Origin of the sequence: Sphingomonas pruni NBRC 15498, assembly GCF_001598455.1 — a bacterium.
Classification (GTDB): Bacteria; Pseudomonadota; Alphaproteobacteria; order Sphingomonadales; family Sphingomonadaceae; genus Sphingomonas; species Sphingomonas pruni.
In genome coordinates this window covers 32,891-48,925 of the sequence record NZ_BCYZ01000012.1, presented here as the reverse complement: position 1 = coordinate 48,925, position 16,035 = coordinate 32,891, and the positions used below count along the sequence as shown (strand labels likewise).

The following is a 16,035-nucleotide window of genomic DNA, read 5'->3' as shown; positions in this document are numbered from 1 at the left end:
CGGTGGCGGTCCAGCTTCCAACCCGACAGGGTCCATACCATTGGTCGGCCGCAACCGGCGCATTCGCCGATGTACCGGCCGTCCGCAGGCCGGGAACTAGCCGGGTCGCGACGGTGCATCCCGACGGCGCACCCCAATAATTGCCACGACATTCCGCGTACACCTTGTCCCGCACGATCCGCTCAACGAGCCCGAACCGGCCGAGTTCCCGCGCTGCAGCAAAATCCTTCCGCCTCGTGACACAAACAGGGCAGTTGGTCGTGGAAAGAGTTCGGCGTCAGGCCATTGTGCCTCTTATCCACGCTCGCGTCATGCTCCAGCGCACGGATCGACGACTACAACCGAGGGCGCGCGTCCGCGCGTCTGCCTTAATAAACGGCCCAATCGTTCTCGCGGAACCATTTGGTGATGATGTACTTGACGCCCTTCACCACCGGCATGCCTTCGTGCAACGTCAGCGTATTGGGGCTGCCGTCGGGGTTCATGTTGTTCCAGGCGAGCAACAGGCCGCGGCGTGGCGCGACGCGCAGGCCGGCTTGCGGGAACCAGGTCGCGCCGCCTTCCTCGACATCGTTCAGATAGATCATCGCGGTCCAGGTGCGCTGGCCGCCGGTTCGCTTCATTTCGGCCCAATATTTCTGATTTTCGTGGAAGAAATCGTGATGGGCGCGGAAATGCTGGCCGGGCGCATAACGCTGCCCCTGCATCGTCTCGCCTTTCGCCGGCGGAATGCCGAGCAGATTGGCGATCGAGGTGTCGATTGGCGCGACATCGGGCGAGTAGCGGTCCATGTCGCAGCTTTCGCTGGTGCGGAATCCGTAATCCTCTCGATCGGCCAGCAAGGTCGACGGACGGCGGTTGCCGTCGATCATCCTGATCAGCATGTCGCACTGCGCAGGCGTCAGGAAGTTCATGTAATAATAAGCTTGCGCCGCGCCGACCATCGCCGCCTGGACGTTGGGATTGGCGTCCAACCGCGCCGCCACTTCGCTACCGACGCGGGCGCGCTCCTTGGATGTGCCGCCCGAGGGGTTCTTCTTCCTGCCGAACATGGCGCGGTTTCTTCTCGCCTCGGGCGAAAAAGGCAAGGGCCCGGGAATAAATCCCCGAGCCCTCGTCCCCACGTGACGACCGTCTTACCAAAAGATGTCGTAAACCGTGTCGACCACTTCGCCCGTGTAGATGTCCACGAGCAGGGCATCGTTGTAATAGCGCACCCAGCGATACGGCCCGTATACTTCCGGCAGACGGTAGTCGTACGGATCGTCGATCCAATAGCTCTGATTGAACAGGATCGAGTCGAGGATCACGCCGACCGAGAAGCGGCGATAGCCGTAGCTCCAGCCATAAGGCGCGTAGTAGCGCGGCAGGCGATAGGCGTTGCGGTTGGACGACCGGTAATGCTGCCAATCGTAGCGATTGTTGCCACGCCAGCCGCGATTCCAGTTGCCGCCGCGATCGCGGTCATTGCCTCGCCAACGGTTGTCGCCGTCGCGCCAGTTGTTGCCGTTCCAGTTGCGGTTGTCGCCGCGATTGCCCTGCCAGTTGCGATCGGGGCGGTTGTCCCCACCGCGCCAGTTGTGATCGCGATCGCGATTGTCGTTACCGTCGCGTCCGCGCCAGCCACGATTGTCGTCATTGCCACCGCGGTTGCGCCAGTCGCGATTGCCGTCGCGCTGCCCATTGAGCTGCGGTGCCGGAGCCGGCACGGGGGCCGCAGTTAAACCGTCGCCGCGATTCCCGCGGAAACCGCGCCAGCCGCCATTGTCGCCGCCGCGCCAATTGCGCTCGCCGCCGCCGGCGTTCGGCACGGTCGCCCCGCCATTGCCGCCGCGAAAGCCGCGCCAGCCACCATTGTTGGCGCCGCCATTGTTGGCGCCGTTCCAACGCGGTGCGGGCGCAGGCGCTGGGGCGGGCGCAGGTGCCGGACTCGGCGCGGGCGAGGCATTGCCGCCATTGCCGCGCCAACCGCCATTGCCGCCGTTATTGCCACGCCAGCCGCCGCGATCTCCGCGCTGACCCGAATTCGCGTTCTGGTCGCCGCCACGGCCGCGCCAGTTGTCGCGATCCGCCGCCGAGGCGATCGCGGGCGTCATCGACACCGCCGCCATCAGCGCGAAAATGATAGACTTACGCATTCGATTTTCTCCACTCGCCGGCGCACGAGCCGACCCTACGATAGCGCGGTTCTAGGCGAGTCGCACTGACGGGTTTCTGAATTGGGCTGACAGCCAATTGAAAGGAATCGCTAGGGCTGAGGAGTCAGCGCGGGCACCACCCTGGCCGCATCTTTGGGGTCGATGCCGGGACGAGGGCCGGTCGCGACGGTGTCGTCGCCGCGCTGGATGCGCCCCGCGCGCTGGATGGCCTCGACCAGCCGGGGATAGACGCCGCAGCGACAGATATTGGCGATGCTCTGGCGGATCTGCTCTTCCGACGGGCGCGGATTGTTCCGGAGCAAGACCGAGGCGGCCATGATCATCCCAGGGATGCAGAAACCGCACTGGCTGACATTCTCTGCCAGGAAGGCCACCTGAATCGGATGGCTGCGGTCATGCGACAGCCCTTCGATCGTCGTGACGACGCTGCCTTCGATCGATCCGATCGGCACCAGGCATGATTTCTTCGCTGCGCCATCGACATCGACGATGCACGCCCCGCAATGGCCAGTGCCACAACCATATTTGGTCCCGGTCAGGTTGGACGCGTCGCGCAATGCCCACAGCAGCGGCGTTGCGGGGTCCATGCGGTATTCGACCGGCTGATTGTTGACGGTGAATTTGGTCACGCACGAAATGTAGGCGGAAACGCGCCGTTTCCGCCAGCGACATTGTTGGGTGGCAAGGCCGGGGCGATATTCCTTCCATGACCTTACCCACTTTGTTCATTCCGCACGGCGGCGGTCCCTGCTTCTTCATGGATCCCGATGGCGGCCCGTCGGACCCGATGTGGCAGCCGATGGAGCATTATCTCGCCGGTTTGATCGACAGCCTGCCCGAACGGCCCCGCGCGATCCTGCTGGTATCGGGCCATTGGGAAGAGAATGAGATCACCGTCCATACCGGCGTGCGGCCCGAGTTGTTGTTCGACTATTACGGCTTTCCCGAGCACACCTATCATCTAGGCTGGGATGCGCCTGGCGCGCCTGAAATTGCCCGGCGCGCTGCGTCGCTGTTGCGCGGCGCCGGGTTCGCCACGCGCGAGGAAAATGCGCGCGGCTGGGATCACGGCGTGTTCATTCCGATGAAGGTCGCGGTGCCGGAGGCGAACATTCCACTCGCGCAGATGTCGCTGCGCGCCGATCTCGATCCCGCCGACCATATCGCGATCGGGCGCGCGCTGGCGCCATTACGTGACGAGGGCGTATTGATTGTCGGCTCGGGCATGAGCTTTCATAATTTGCGGGTTCGGGGTTCCGCGGCGATCGCGCCGTCGACCGAATGGGACACTGCGCTGACCGACGCCGTGGCCGACCCTGATCCGGTGCGTCGTGCCGAACGCGTCGCCGCCTGGCGGAAATTGCCGCACGCGCAATTCGCCCATCCTCGCGAGGAGCATCTGTTGCCGCTGATGGTGGCGCTGGGGGCGGGCGGAGATGCCGCCGCCACGCGCGATCACGCGAGCAACGTGCTCGGTTGGGCGGTGTCGGGCTACCGATTCGGCTGATAACCCTCCCGGTAATACGTATTCGCAGATTGCCGCGGCCGCCAAGCTGCGCCATCAAGGCACTCGAAACCGGTTCCAATTCGGTGACCCAGCGGAGAGTGCTTTCAATGGCAATAAATACGGGCGCCGCAGCGGCAAACCCGGGCGGAACGGGCGACACGCATCAAGGGATAAATGCGCCCGGCCTGCAGGTGTTCGTCTTCGCGCTGTTCTTCATTTTCGGCGGCATCACCAGCCTGAACGATGTCATCATCCCGAAGCTGAAAGAGCTGTTCACGCTCAACTACACGCAGGCGATGCTCGTGCAGTTCTGCTTCTTCACGGCCTATGCCTTGATCGGCATTCCGGGCGCGATGCTGGTCAAGCGTATCGGCTACATGCGCGGCGCGGCTGCCGGGTTGCTGACGATGATGGTTGGCTGCCTATTGTTCATTCCGGCGTCCAACACCGCCACTTATGGCCTCTTCCTGTTTGCCCTGTTCGTGCTCGCGACGGGCGTCGTGCTCGTCCAGATCGTCGCGAACCCGCTGATCACTTTGCTCGGCAAGCCGGAAACGGCGTCGAGCCGGCTGACCTTCGCTCAGGCGTTCAATTCGCTGGGAACGACGATCTTTCCGATCGTGGGCGCGATCCTGATTCTCGGAAGCCTTACCAAGGTCAGCGCGGCAGACCTCTCTGGCCCGGCGCTCGATGCTTATCGTACCGCCGAAAGCCAGGCGATCGTTCATGGCTATCTTGGCTTGGCGGTCGCGTTGGCGATCGTGGCGGCGGTCGTGTGGATGTTCCGAAACAAGTTGAAGGGCGAAGCTCATCAGGCGGGCAACGGATTTGCCGGGATCGATCTGCTCGGACGCCCGCGTTTCGCGTTCGGTGCATTGTGCATTTTTCTCTACGTCGGGGCAGAGGTTTCGATCGGTTCGCTGATCGTCAACTACCTCAAGCAGTCCAGCGTAATGGGCTTGTCCACCGAATCGGCGGGCAAGTTGATCTTCGTCTATTGGCTGTGCGCAATGATCGGCCGCTTCATCGGCGCGGCGGTGTTGCAGTTCGTCAACCCGGGCAAGGTCCTCGCCGGCGTGGCGGTGGGCGCGATCGTGCTGATCCTCATATCGACGCAGACGACCGGTACGACGTCGGGCTACAGCTTATTGCTGATCGGCCTGATGAACTCGATCATGTTTCCGACCATCTTCACGCTCGCCTGCGAAAAGCTGGGGGCTCGCGCGGCCGACGGATCGGGGATCATCAATGTCGCCATCTTCGGCGGTGCGGTGTTGCCGGTCGCAACCGGTTTTCTCGCCGACACGACCGGCAGCCTCGCGCTGGCGCTGGTCCTCCCGGCGGTCTGCTATGCGATCATCATGGCGTTCGGCATCTATGCGCGTAACCCCGCGCAGGATTATGCCGACGCCTGATCACCTTGCCGTGCTTCGCCGGAACGGAGCACGGCAGACGTGAAAGAGCGCCGATGCGGACAGGATTGTTCATGGCGATCGCGACCTCGACGATCGCACCGTCAGCCATCGCCGCGCCGGCCGACATCCACTGGCTGGCGCGAACAGCGGCAAGGCTACGACGCTGCGCCGTGGCCAACCCGCCAGGGTCGACCTGCAGACCAATGCCAGCACGGGATATATGTGGAAGGTTGACGCCGATCGCGGGATCAGCGTCACGCTGGTCGCAACGGTAGCCACGCGACCGGGTATGGTCGGCGCGCCGTCGTTCGCGACCTATCGCATCGTCGGCAACAGGCTGGGCATGTACCGGATCGTGTTCCGCTACATGCGTCCTTGGGAAGGACGGGCGGTCCGGACTTTGACTCACCTCGTCCGGGTCGTTTGACTCTCGTCCGCTAATGCTCAGGCCGGCTTGGCGCCCGGCGTTCCGCATTTCACGAAATGGCCCTTGGCATTGCGGCACTTTCCGGTGGCCGCGGGCTTGGGCTTGGGACAGGCGATGAAATGGCCCTTGGCGTTTCGGCAACGGTTGGCGGCCGTGGCCGGTGTCGCGAGCATCGCGACGGCAGCAAGGGCGAAAGCAATCCGAACCATTACACTCTCCATCAGCATCAACGGCCCAGCGAGACTGCGCCCGACGCGGCCGTTTAGCAAGCGTTCCTCCCCGCAACCGCCGTGCGCGCGACGCGCATCCTAGAAAGCGGCGATTCCGGTGATCGCCCGGCCGAGAATGAGCGCATGGACGTCGTGCGCGCCTTCATAGGTGTTGACCGTTTCCAGGTTCATCAGGTGGCGCATGACCTGATATTCACCCGAAATGCCGTTGCCGCCGTGCATGTCACGGCTCATCCGCGCGATATCCAGCGCCTTGCCCACATTGTTGCGCTTGACGATCGAGATCATCTCCGGCGCGAACCGGCCCTCGTCCATCAGTCGGCCGACCCGCAGCGATGCCTGTAGGCCGAGCGCGATCTCCGTCTCCATGTCGGCGAGCTTCTTCTGGAACAGCTGGTTGGCGGCGAGCGGCTTGTCGAACTGCTTGCGATCGAGCCCGTATTGCCGCGCCGCGTGCATGCAGAATTCGGCGGCGCCGAGCGATCCCCAGCTGATCCCGTAGCGTGCGCGGTTGAGACAGCCGAACGGCCCTTTCAGTCCCTGCACCTCCGGCAGCAGCGCATCCTCGCCGACCTCAACCTCGTCCATCATCACCATGCCGGTGATCGACGCGCGCAAGCTCAATTTCCCTTCGATCTTGGGCGCGCTGAGGCCTTTCATGCCCTTTTCGAGGACGAAGCCGCGAATGCCGCCGCCATGCGCGTCGGACTTCGCCCAGATCACGAACACATCGGCGATCGGGGCGTTTGAGATCCAGGTCTTGGCGCCTGACAGCGAATAGCCGTTGGCGGTCTTGGTCGCGCGGGTCGTCATGCCGCCCGGGTCCGAGCCGGCATCGGGTTCGGTCAGGCCGAAACACCCGATCCATTCGCCGCTGGCGAGCTTGGGCAGATATTTGCGCTTCTGCTCTTCCGAGCCGTAAGCATAGATCGGGTACATGACGAGGCTCGACTGGACCGACATCATCGACCGGTAGCCGGAATCGATCCGCTCGACCTCGCGCGCGACTAGCCCATAGGACACGTAATTCGCGCCGACCCCGCCAAATTCTTCCGGGATCGTCGGCCCGAGCAGCCCCAGCGCACCCATCTCGCGGAAGATCTCCGGGTCGCTCGTTTCGTTGGCGAACGCGTCGATGATCCGTGGGGCGAGTTTGTCCTGGGCATAAGCGCGCGCGGTGTCGCGGATCATCCGCTCGTCCTCGCTCAACTGATCGTCGAGCAGGAATGGGTCCGCCCAGTCGAAATGCGCCATGCCAGCCATGAGAATCTCCTTGTTGCGTCCGCATTGTCCCGCCCGGCGGCTTGAGGCAAGGGGGTGGCATGAGCTTTCGTCCCCGCCGCAGCGCGCTGTTCCTGCCCGCGAGCAATCCCCGCGCGATCGAAAAGGCGAGAGGGCTCGCCGCCGATGTGGTGATCCTGGACTTGGAAGATGCCGTCGCGCCGGAAGCGAAAATCACGGCGCGCGGGGCGGCGATAGCGGCGGCTGGCCAAGGGTTTGGACCCCGCGAAACGGTGATCCGGGTGAACGGCGTCGACACCGAATGGGGAGCCGCGGACTTGGCGGCGGTGCGGGGGAGGGGGGCGACCGTCTTGGTGCCCAAGATTCGCAATGCAGGCGACGTCCGAAAATGCCGCGATCATCTCGGTTCCGAGACGCCGCTCTGGGCGATGATCGAGACGTGCGAGGCGCTCGGCCGGCTGCAGGATATCGCCGAGGCGGACGTGCAGGGATTCGTGCTTGGCGTAAACGATCTGGCGCTCGAACTCGGCGCGCGGCCGGGAACGGATCGTGCCTGGTTGGCACCGGTGCAGGCCATGGTGTTGGCGGCGGCGCGGTCGCGCGGGCTGGTCGCGCTCGATGGCGTCTGCAATGACTTTTCGGACGATGCGCGGCTCGAGGCCGAATGCGCGGCGGCCGCCGCAATGGGCTATGACGGCAAGTCGCTGATCCATCCCCGCCAGATCCAAATCTGCAACGCCGCATTCGAACCCGACGCCGCGACGGTCGAATGGGCGACCCGCGTGCGCGACGCATTCGCCAACAGCGATGGCGGAGTGATCCAGGTCGACGGCAAGATGGTGGAAGCGCTCCACCTCGTTCAGGCGGAGCGAATTTTGGGAATGATGTCGTGAGGATAGCTGGGGTCGAACTTGGCGGAACCAAGTGCGTGTGCGTGCTGTCGCAGGATGGGGCGACGATTGTCGAGGCACGACGGGTCGACACGACGGATCCCGAAACGACCATGGCGGCGATCGAGGAAGCGCTCGACCAATGGCGCGGGTTCGACGCGATCGGCATCGCGAGCTTCGGGCCGATCGGGATCGACCCCGGCGCCGCTACGTATGGCCATATCACCGCGACGACCAAGCCGGGTTGGGAGCACACCGACGTCGCGGGGCGATTGCAACACCGCTACGGCGTGCCGACAGCTTTTCATACCGACGTGGTCGGGGCCGGCTTGGCCGAAGGGCAGTGGGGCGCGGCCAAGGGGCTGAGCGATCACGCCTATATTACAGTCGGCACTGGTGTGGGTGTCGGGCTGATCGGTCGGAACAAGCCTATAGTCGGGCTAACCCATCAGGAATTGGGCCATGTCCGCCCGGTGCGGTTGGCGGGTGACGATTGGCCCGGCATCTGCTCGTTCCATGGCGATTGCGTCGAGGGATTGGCGTCGGGCCCAGCGATCAAGGCACGCGCGGGCGTTGCCGCCAACGAGATCGCCGAACATTCGCCGATCTGGCCCCAGGTTGCCCATCCAATCGCGCAACTTTGCCATACGCTGGTGCTGACCGGCATTCCGCGCCGGATCGTCTTTGGCGGCGGCGTGGCGCTGGGTGTGCCCTGGCTGCTGCCGATGGTGCGCAGGATGCTGGATGAAAGCTTGGGTAGTTATGGAGATCGCTCGCTGCTCGGCGATCTCGACGCCTATATCGTCGCGGCTGCGCTCGGTGCCGAAGCGGGGCCGCTCGGCGCGATCCTGCTGGGGCAGCACGCGCTCGGCTAGGGATTGATCCGGAAGGGCTGAATAAGGACGCTCAGGCAGCGAGAACCGCCACCTGCTAAAGATCGTTTACGGCACCTTAACCCCATCCGCTTACGTTTCCGCAATGACATTGGGGCGTCGTGTGCGTCCCGCCAAGCGAGGAACAGCGCGCGGTGCGAATTCTGATCGTCGACGACGAACCGGCAATGCATGAGTCCTACCGGCACTGCTTCGCGCCGGTGGCGACCAATCATGATGCGCTCAGCGACATGGCCGTAGAGCTGTTCGGCGACGCGCACGTGCCGGTCGCGGAACCAGCCAGCGCACCGTTCGACACCGTCCATTGCAGTCAGGGTCTGGACGCGGTTGCCGCGGTCGAGGATGCGATCGCCGACGGCGCGCCGTTTGCGGTTGCTTTTATCGACGTCCGAATGCCGCCGGGGATCGACGGCAAGGAAACCGCGACGCGCATTCGCGCGCTCGATCCCAACATAAATCTCGTCATCGTCACCGGCTTCTCCGACTTCTCGCCGATCGAGATCTCAAAGGCGGCCGGGCCGGCGGACAAGATCTTCTACATCGCCAAGCCGTTCGAGACCGCCGAGGTCGTCCAGACCGCGACCGCGCTCACCCACCGCTGGCAGGCAGATCGCGAACTTGCCGCGGCGATGGCGAAGCTCGAGGAACAGGCGGTCGAACTCGCAGCCAACGAGTCGAAGGCGCTGCACATGGCGACGCACGACTCGCTGACCGAGGCTCCCAATCGATTAGCATTTCTGAAAGCGCTGACCGACAAGTCGCGAGGCGGCGGGATGTTCGCGGCGGCGATGATCGATCTCGACCGATTCAAGATCGTCAACGACACGCTGGGGCACCTCGCAGGGGACGAACTGATCCGCGCGATTTACGCGATCCTGCAGCAATCGGCCCCATCCGGCGCGACCGTCGCGCGGCTGGGCGGCGACGAGTTCGGCATCTTGTTCGACACAATCGGCGAACAGGCGGCGGTCATGGCTTGCGATCATATCATCGCCGCCTGCACCTCCAGCTTTCGCATAATCGGCCATTCGGTCCAGGCGTCCGCTTCGATCGGTCTCGCCATTGCCGAAATCGACGACAATCGCGACCCTATCGACGTGATGCGCAAGGCCGACCTCGCGCTCAACGACGCCAAGAAATCGGGCCGCGGCGTGGTCCGCGCCTACAATGAGAGCATGGACGAAAGCGTCCGTTTCCGCCGCCGCATCGAAGGTGGGCTCGGCCAGGCGATCGAACGTGGCGAATTGAGCCTCGCTTATCAGCCGATCGTCGCGGGACACGATACGGAAGTGGTCGGGTTCGAAGCGCTGCTGCGCTGGAACACCGCCGAATTCGGGCCGATCAGCCCGGCCTTGTTCATCCCGATTGCCGAAGAATCGAACCTGATCCACGAACTGGGCGACTGGGTGCTCGACGAGGCGTTGAAAGTGCTCGAGCAATGGCCCGGGCAATATGTCTCGATCAATTTCAGCCCGCGCCAATTCCGTCGCCTGAACTTCGTTGGCCATGTCGTCGAACGCGTCATGCGCGCGGGGATCGCGCCGGCCCGCGTCCAGATCGAGATCACTGAAACGGCGATCTTCGACAATGCCGAACGCGCCGCCGAGACGCTCTACAAATTGCGCCAGATGGGCTTCCGCATCGCGCTCGACGATTTCGGAACGGGCTATTCGTCGCTCTACAATATCCGCAAGTTCGCGCTCGACTGCCTGAAGATCGACAAGAGTTTCATCGATGGCATGGGGCGTGAGCGTGAATCCGCCGCGATTGTCCAGTCGATCGTCCACCTCGGCCGCGCGCTGGGGTTGGGCGTAGTGGCCGAAGGGGTCGAGACCGACGCGCAGGTCCAGGCGTTGCGCCTTGCCGGAGCGAGCCATTTGCAGGGCTATTATTTCTCACGACCGGTTTCGGCCGACATCGCACGCGAGATCGCGCACGAGCGCTATATTGGCGGCGAGGACGATCTCGAAGGCGACGAATTCGCGATCCGGGCAGGCGACGGGACCAACGGCTGATGGCTTGGTCGCGCGCCACGCGCGGGCGCCGATTGTCGTTCGCGTCGCTCGGCGGCAAGCTGCTCTTGATCCTCGCATCGGTTGGGCTCATCGGCTCGATCGCGCTGACGGTGCTGCTTGCTCTGGTCATCACCCCCAGCTTCAACGCACTCGAACGCCAGGCGATGGACGGACACGTCCAGCGAACGCGCGCCGCGCTCACCGATTTCGCGAGCAAGGTCGAAAGCTCGGTACGCGATTATGGCGACTGGAATTCCAGCTACGATTATATCGTCAAGCCGACGCGCGCGTTCGAGCAGGAAAGCTTTTCGCCGCTGGCGATGGCCAATCTCGACGTCGACGCCATGGCCTATCTGCGCCCCGATCGCAGCCTGGTGATCGCGCGCTGGATCGATCCGCGCACCGGGCGGGAGAATGACGCACTACGCGACGCGATGGTCGTGGCGATCCGCCAGGCACCGCTCGACGGCGCGATGAAGGGCAGCAATTCGGGCCATTTCTATATCCGCCTCGGCAAGGTCGTGGCGGCGATTGGCGTCGCCAAGGTCAGAAAGAGCGACGGTACCGGCGTGCCGCGCGGTTATGTCGTCATGGCACGCCGGATCACGTCGGAGCAGTTGGCAAAATTACTGCAGGTGCCGGCGCGTCTGGATCTCGACGGCGCCGGTGGTGACCTCGTCACGACCAGTTCGACGACGATGCAGATCGCGGTGCCGGTGACGGGAGCAGAAGGCAGGCCGGTGGCCGTCGCCAGCTTCGTGGTGCCGCGTGACGTTTCGCAACTCGGCCGCCACATGCTTTGGCTCGCGGTACTGGGATCGACCATTTTGCTCGCGCTCGTGCTCGCGGTGCTGAGCCGGGTGTTCTCGCATCTCGTGCTCAAACCATTGGGCCTGGTCGAGGGGCATATGCAGCGCGTTCGCAACTCCGGCTCATTGACCCTATTGCCCGAGGATGTCGGTCGCCGCGATGAGATCGCCTCGCTCGGCCGCAGCTTCAACGCGATGCTGGTCCAGCTCAAGGAACTACGCGAACAGGTCGAGGCGCAGGGTTTCGAGCTCGGGCGATCCGAAAGTGCGGTTGCGGTGATGCACAATGTGCGGAACGCGCTGAATCCGGTGTCGACCATCTTGTCGACCGGGATCGGCCAAGGCGCGCCTGTCGACCGCGCCCTGATCGAACGCGCCCTGGCCGAGCTGGCCGCCGCGGATGTCGCACCCGAGCGGCGGGAAAAGCTGGTTTCGTTCGTTGCCGCTGCTCTCGATGCCGAGGACCGGCAGCGTGAGGACCGGAGCAGGCAGCTCGAAATCGGCCGCGACGCGATGCGTCAGGTGCTGGAGATCATCGGGGCGCAACAACGACTGGCGCATGAGCGGCCGCCGCTCGAAGAATGCGATGCGACACAGATCATCGCGCAGAATGCGACGATCGCGCGGCACTCCGGGAAGGGTGCCTCAATTGCGTTCAACTTCCCCGCGAAGAAATATCCGGTGATGGCCAATCGCGTGCTGCTGAGCCAGGTCGTCGGGAACCTGTTTTCCAACGCCGCCGAGGCTATCTCTGCCGCAGGCGGGTCGGGCAGTATCAACGTGACGATCGCCGAGACGAGTGACGGCCGTGTGGAAATCGCGATCCACGATACGGGCGAGGGGTTCGATCCGGGCGGTACGCCACAATTGTTCCAGCGCGGCTTTTCGACGCGACGGCACAAATCGGGCGGGTTTGGACTTCATTGGTGCGCCAATTCGGTGGCCGCGATGGAAGGCTCGTTGAGTCTCGAAAGCGATGGCGTCGGCCGCGGCGCGACCGCGCGATTGGTGCTGCGCGCGCCGGCACGTGAAGCAACGAAAGCCGATCTCGCCGCCTGACAGCGCTTATTGTCGAGTCGAAGAAAGCGCGGCTCGCTTGTCGCCCTCATGCGTTTGGAAGCGTGAGAGGAGCAGACGATGACGGACGATCACAAGCGAGTGGTGCAACCACCAGCCCATACAGCCATCGAGAGCACGCCAATCGACGTGCAGCGCGGGGAGATCGGAAACGGTCCGGGCTATTCCGGCCAGGAATATGACGCGAATGATTTCGCCGCCGATCGAGCGTCGAAGCAGAGCGCCGAAGTGCCGACGCATTCCACCGAATTAGCCGACGATCGTTTTCCATCGGAAAATGGTCGCCGCGCGTCTTTCGATGAGCGAACCGGAGAGGTGCACGGAAGCGGTGTGGGCGCCGGCGGTGGCAATCCGGGAGAAGATTTCGCCAGCGATCCTGCAGCCGGTGACGGTTACCCGCAGACCGGCCACGGACCAGCGGAGAAACCCAGCGGGTCCTGATGCCTGCAACGCCCGCCGGTGGCGGCGGGCGTTAGCGTTACAGTCAGTTTCGCAGGGAAGAACCTCAGCCTGCCAAGGCGGCGCCGAAGACGTCTGGACGTCTCACCATGCGATCCAGCCTCAGAGTGGCGACACGTGGAAGTATTTCAGCAAGCCGAGGACGAGCAACAGGAGGGCAATCGCCACGATTACATTGGCGACGTTGAAACTGCTGCGTTCGACCACGGTACGATCGTCGGTACGAATATCTGCCATCTGAACCTCCTACTGGCGCAATAGAACGCGATCGTAACGCCCGCGGTTCCGTTGCCGCGGAGATCTGACTTAATCACTGCCTGCCAAGAGCACGCTCGCCGTCAGACCAGCGGGCGTTGCCGGCGCGTACCGAAATGGCCACGTATCAGATGGAGGGCCCGGGTCAGGCGTGGCGTATCGATCATGCCACCAAGCGATATCCGCACCGCTTGGTCCGTGCCCGGCGCGACGCGAAAACGGTCGCCGGCAACGACCGATAGGCCACTCGGCCGCATTGCGTCGGCGAGTTCGGCGCCGTCGAGCCCAGTGGGTAGCGGAAGCCAGAGATGATAGCCCTGAGCATGCGCCCGATAGGGCAAACCTTCCAGGATATCGGCTGCGATAGCCTGACGCCGCATCGCTTCGTTCCGCATCGCCTCGACCAGCCGATCGTAACGGCCGTCGTCGAGCCAGATCCGCACCATCGCCGCATTGAGCGGCGGGGCCATGATTGCGGTTTCGTGGACATCGGCGGCAAGGCGGAGCGCGCCGCCGATGTCGGGCGCGCGAACATAAGCGATGCGCAGTGCCGGAGAGATGGTTTTGGAAACGCTCGCCACGTACCACGTTCGCTCCGGCGCGAGTGCGGCGATCGGCGCCGCGGGTGCGGCGCATAGCGCGCCATATACATCGTCCTCGATCACTATGAGGTCGTTCGCTCGCGCCGCCTGGGCGATCGATTGGCGCGTTGTCGCATCGAGCGTCACCGCCGTCGGATTGTCGTTGGTCGGCACCACATACAATGCGCGGATCGGTTGGGAGCGGCAGGCCGCCGCCAAGACGTCTCCGTCGATTTTCGGCAAGGGGACCAGCCGCAATCCCAGCCGTGCGGCCAGCACCTTGAAGCCCGAATAGACGAACTGTCCGCACGCCACGGCATCGCCAGGGCAGAGGATGCTGTTCATGATCGCATGCAGCGCGCTCTGCGCGCCGGGAGTAACGACGATTTGATCGTCCGATGCGTCGACGCCGGCCTGGGCGATCAGCCGCGCCCCTGCTGCGCGGTCCGCCGCGCTTCCTCCGGTCGGCTGGTATTGCATCCGCAACCCTGACCCGTCGGCGAGCAATTGCGCGATGGTATCGCGCATGGCGCGGCCCAGCATATCGCCGGGCAATTCGGGCGGCATATTCATGCCCGTATCGACCCGTGCGGCATCCTCGATCTGAGCGGGTGAAGCGCCGCGCACGAAGCTGCCGGCGCGACCATGCGCTTCGATCAGGCCGCGCTGCCGCGCGGTTTCATAGGCTCTGGTGACCGTGGTGAGGTCGACCCCAAGCCGCGCCGCCAGATCACGCTGTGGCGGCAAGCGATCCCCGCCGCTCAAATCGCCGCGCTCGATCGCTGACCCCAACGCGTCGGCGATCACCTGATATTTGGGCGCGCGAGTCTTGGTCAGGTCGGGCAGCCAGCCGTCAGTCATCGAAATTGCTGCCCCTGGTGCGGCCGTGCAGCTGGTTCCAGAGGCGCTCGGTACCCGCTTCCTGTGACCGGTTTACATATTGCGATGCGACCAGCCAGCCTTTGATCGGCCGTAACGGCAACAGGCACCCCGCGACCATGATCGGCACCGACGTTACCAGATGGACCCATATCGGCGGATTGTATGCGACCTGAATCCATACAACGATGAAGATCAGCGGGAGGGCGATCAGGCACAGCGAGAAGAAGGCGGGGCCATCGTCAGGCGCCGCGAACCGGTAGTCCAATCCGCAACATTCGCATGTATCTGTGACCTTCAACCATGATTTGAACATATGCCCCTTGCCGCATCGTGGGCAGAGACCCTTCCAACCCGTTTCGACGATCCAGCGGAACTTGTCGTTGCTATTCTGTACGGGCGGCATTCGGCTGTCTCGATGTTATGTATGGATGAAGATCCATACATAGTGCAGCTTTGCTGCCAGCGCGAGAGCTTTCGAACTGCAAAACGCCGACATGCAGCTGCACTCCCTGCACCGGGTGACTGAGGTTCCGTAAGCCGCTTTCACGGTTGGTCGCGTTTAGGTCGCGATATCGGACGAACTGCGCGCCGGTGTCTTGCCGCTGCAACAGGCCGAGCGTATCGCTTCGTCAGCGAACCGAAAGAGCGGCGCGATCGAAAGGGGTGTCTGGAAGGAATCCCTATGCGTTTCGCGTTTTCGCCTGCCGCCATCTGGACCATTATCGACAGCGCCAGGCATTGGCGGATCGCGCGGGATGCCGGCGATCCGGTTCAGCCGAGTCTGTACGAACGGCTTGAACGCTTTGGCGCCGGTCTGCTCGCGCCGGTCTTCGATAGCGTGATGACCTTGTTCGAAGGGGGATTCCGGCGGCGTTTCCGTGCCGGCAGCCCGTTGGATATCGGATTCTCGCGCGACGAACATCATTTGGTCGCGCTGCTGGAAGGAGCCGATACCGATGCAATCGAGCGGTTCGAGCCCAGTCTCGCGAGCGCGATGCGGGTAGCGCTCCATTCCGCTCGCATAATGTTGCTGTCGATCATCGGCGAGGTGGCCGGGGTTCTATCCGCACCGGCCTCGGCCCCGTTTTTCTTTCCGGCGACGACTACACAGCGTCAGCCGTTGTCCGACGGCATTCCCGTCTACTTCAGGTAATGATCAGACGCTCGCGGCCGGGGTGCACCCGACCGCGAGCC

The 16,035-nt window shown here is 63.8% G+C and carries 17 protein-coding genes; 9 read left to right on the top strand and 8 right to left on the bottom strand.

All coding sequences use genetic code 11. The annotated features are described in order from the left end of the window. Positions 1 to 368: 368 nt before the first annotated feature. From SPR01S_RS05525 to SPR01S_RS05515, 3 genes are all read right to left on the bottom strand, one after another. A complete protein-coding gene (locus SPR01S_RS05525) occupies positions 369 to 1,052 on the bottom strand; it encodes a prolyl hydroxylase family protein (RefSeq protein ID WP_066586079.1) in 684 nt (227 codons plus the stop codon). Between the two features lie 84 nt (positions 1,053 to 1,136). Beyond that, positions 1,137 to 2,138 carry an RcnB family protein gene (locus tag SPR01S_RS05520; protein WP_066586076.1) on the bottom strand — a complete coding sequence of 334 codons (1,002 nt, stop codon included), beginning with the start codon at positions 2,136 to 2,138 and terminating at the stop codon, positions 1,137 to 1,139. 110 nt (positions 2,139 to 2,248) lie between these two features. Then, positions 2,249 to 2,788, bottom strand: coding sequence for a (2Fe-2S)-binding protein (locus SPR01S_RS05515; protein WP_066586073.1), 540 nt, complete (start codon positions 2,786 to 2,788; stop codon positions 2,249 to 2,251). A gap of 77 nt (positions 2,789 to 2,865) precedes the next feature. Here SPR01S_RS05515 and SPR01S_RS05510 point away from each other — a divergent pair, with 77 nt between their 5' ends. The 3 genes from SPR01S_RS05510 to SPR01S_RS22015 all read left to right on the top strand — a co-directional run bounded on the left by SPR01S_RS05510 (position 2,866) and on the right by SPR01S_RS22015 (position 5,508). After that, positions 2,866 to 3,666: a DODA-type extradiol aromatic ring-opening family dioxygenase gene (locus SPR01S_RS05510; RefSeq protein ID WP_066586070.1), complete on the top strand. Its 801-nt coding sequence runs from the start codon at positions 2,866 to 2,868 to the stop codon at positions 3,664 to 3,666. A gap of 107 nt (positions 3,667 to 3,773) precedes the next feature. Beyond that, a complete protein-coding gene (locus SPR01S_RS05505; protein ID WP_066586067.1) occupies positions 3,774 to 5,081 on the top strand; it encodes a sugar MFS transporter in 1,308 nt (435 codons plus the stop codon). Between the two features lie 64 nt (positions 5,082 to 5,145). After that, complete coding sequence (locus SPR01S_RS22015) at positions 5,146 to 5,508, top strand: protease inhibitor I42 family protein (RefSeq protein WP_084250964.1); 363 nt, start codon at positions 5,146 to 5,148, stop codon at positions 5,506 to 5,508. Positions 5,509 to 5,525: 17 nt separating this feature from the next. On the opposite strand, the gene SPR01S_RS05495 is transcribed toward SPR01S_RS22015, so the two are convergent. Together SPR01S_RS05495 and SPR01S_RS05490 are read right to left on the bottom strand one after the other, a co-directional pair. Next, a complete protein-coding gene (locus tag SPR01S_RS05495; protein WP_174531872.1) occupies positions 5,526 to 5,717 on the bottom strand; it encodes a hypothetical protein in 192 nt (63 codons plus the stop codon). A 99-nt stretch (positions 5,718 to 5,816) separates the two neighbouring features. Beyond that, entirely contained in the window at positions 5,817 to 7,001 is a 1,185-nt protein-coding gene (locus SPR01S_RS05490) for an acyl-CoA dehydrogenase (protein WP_066586058.1), read from the bottom strand. 59 nt (positions 7,002 to 7,060) lie between these two features. On the opposite strand from SPR01S_RS05490, the gene SPR01S_RS05485 reads away from it, so the two are divergent. The 5 genes from SPR01S_RS05485 (at position 7,061) to SPR01S_RS05465 (ending at position 13,105) form a co-directional block, all read left to right on the top strand. After that, the gene (locus SPR01S_RS05485; RefSeq protein WP_066586055.1) at positions 7,061 to 7,873 is read left to right on the top strand and encodes an HpcH/HpaI aldolase/citrate lyase family protein; all 813 of its coding nucleotides are present in this window, start codon (positions 7,061 to 7,063) and stop codon (positions 7,871 to 7,873) included. Beyond that, the gene (locus tag SPR01S_RS05480) at positions 7,870 to 8,745 is read left to right on the top strand and encodes an ROK family protein (RefSeq protein ID WP_066586048.1); all 876 of its coding nucleotides are present in this window, start codon (positions 7,870 to 7,872) and stop codon (positions 8,743 to 8,745) included. The genes SPR01S_RS05485 and SPR01S_RS05480 overlap by 4 nt, the downstream gene beginning before the upstream one ends. Positions 8,746 to 8,897: 152 nt before the next feature. Continuing rightward, a complete protein-coding gene (locus SPR01S_RS05475) occupies positions 8,898 to 10,778 on the top strand; it encodes a GGDEF/EAL domain-containing response regulator (protein ID WP_066586223.1) in 1,881 nt (626 codons plus the stop codon). Further along, positions 10,778 to 12,646 carry a sensor histidine kinase gene (locus tag SPR01S_RS05470; protein WP_066586046.1) on the top strand — a complete coding sequence of 623 codons (1,869 nt, stop codon included), beginning with the start codon at positions 10,778 to 10,780 and terminating at the stop codon, positions 12,644 to 12,646. Before SPR01S_RS05475 ends, SPR01S_RS05470 begins: the two co-directional genes overlap by 1 nt. Positions 12,647 to 12,724: 78 nt before the next feature. Next, positions 12,725 to 13,105, top strand: a complete 381-nt coding sequence (locus SPR01S_RS05465; RefSeq protein ID WP_066586044.1) for a hypothetical protein — start codon at positions 12,725 to 12,727, stop codon at positions 13,103 to 13,105. Positions 13,106 to 13,225: 120 nt separating this feature from the next. Here the strand turns inward: SPR01S_RS05465 and SPR01S_RS22105 are convergent, their stop codons facing one another. From SPR01S_RS22105 to SPR01S_RS05455, 3 genes are all read right to left on the bottom strand, one after another. Further along, positions 13,226 to 13,360: a hypothetical protein gene (locus SPR01S_RS22105; RefSeq protein ID WP_281178767.1), complete on the bottom strand. Its 135-nt coding sequence runs from the start codon at positions 13,358 to 13,360 to the stop codon at positions 13,226 to 13,228. Positions 13,361 to 13,461: 101 nt separating this feature from the next. Next, the gene (locus SPR01S_RS05460) at positions 13,462 to 14,820 is read right to left on the bottom strand and encodes an aminotransferase-like domain-containing protein (RefSeq protein WP_066586041.1); all 1,359 of its coding nucleotides are present in this window, start codon (positions 14,818 to 14,820) and stop codon (positions 13,462 to 13,464) included. Continuing rightward, complete coding sequence (locus SPR01S_RS05455) at positions 14,813 to 15,244, bottom strand: DUF983 domain-containing protein (RefSeq protein ID WP_066586038.1); 432 nt, start codon at positions 15,242 to 15,244, stop codon at positions 14,813 to 14,815. The genes SPR01S_RS05460 and SPR01S_RS05455 overlap by 8 nt, the downstream gene beginning before the upstream one ends. A 279-nt stretch (positions 15,245 to 15,523) precedes the next feature. Between SPR01S_RS05455 and SPR01S_RS05450 the strand changes: the two genes are divergently transcribed. Then, positions 15,524 to 15,994: a hypothetical protein gene (locus tag SPR01S_RS05450; RefSeq protein ID WP_066586029.1), complete on the top strand. Its 471-nt coding sequence runs from the start codon at positions 15,524 to 15,526 to the stop codon at positions 15,992 to 15,994. Positions 15,995 to 16,035 lie beyond the last annotated feature (41 nt).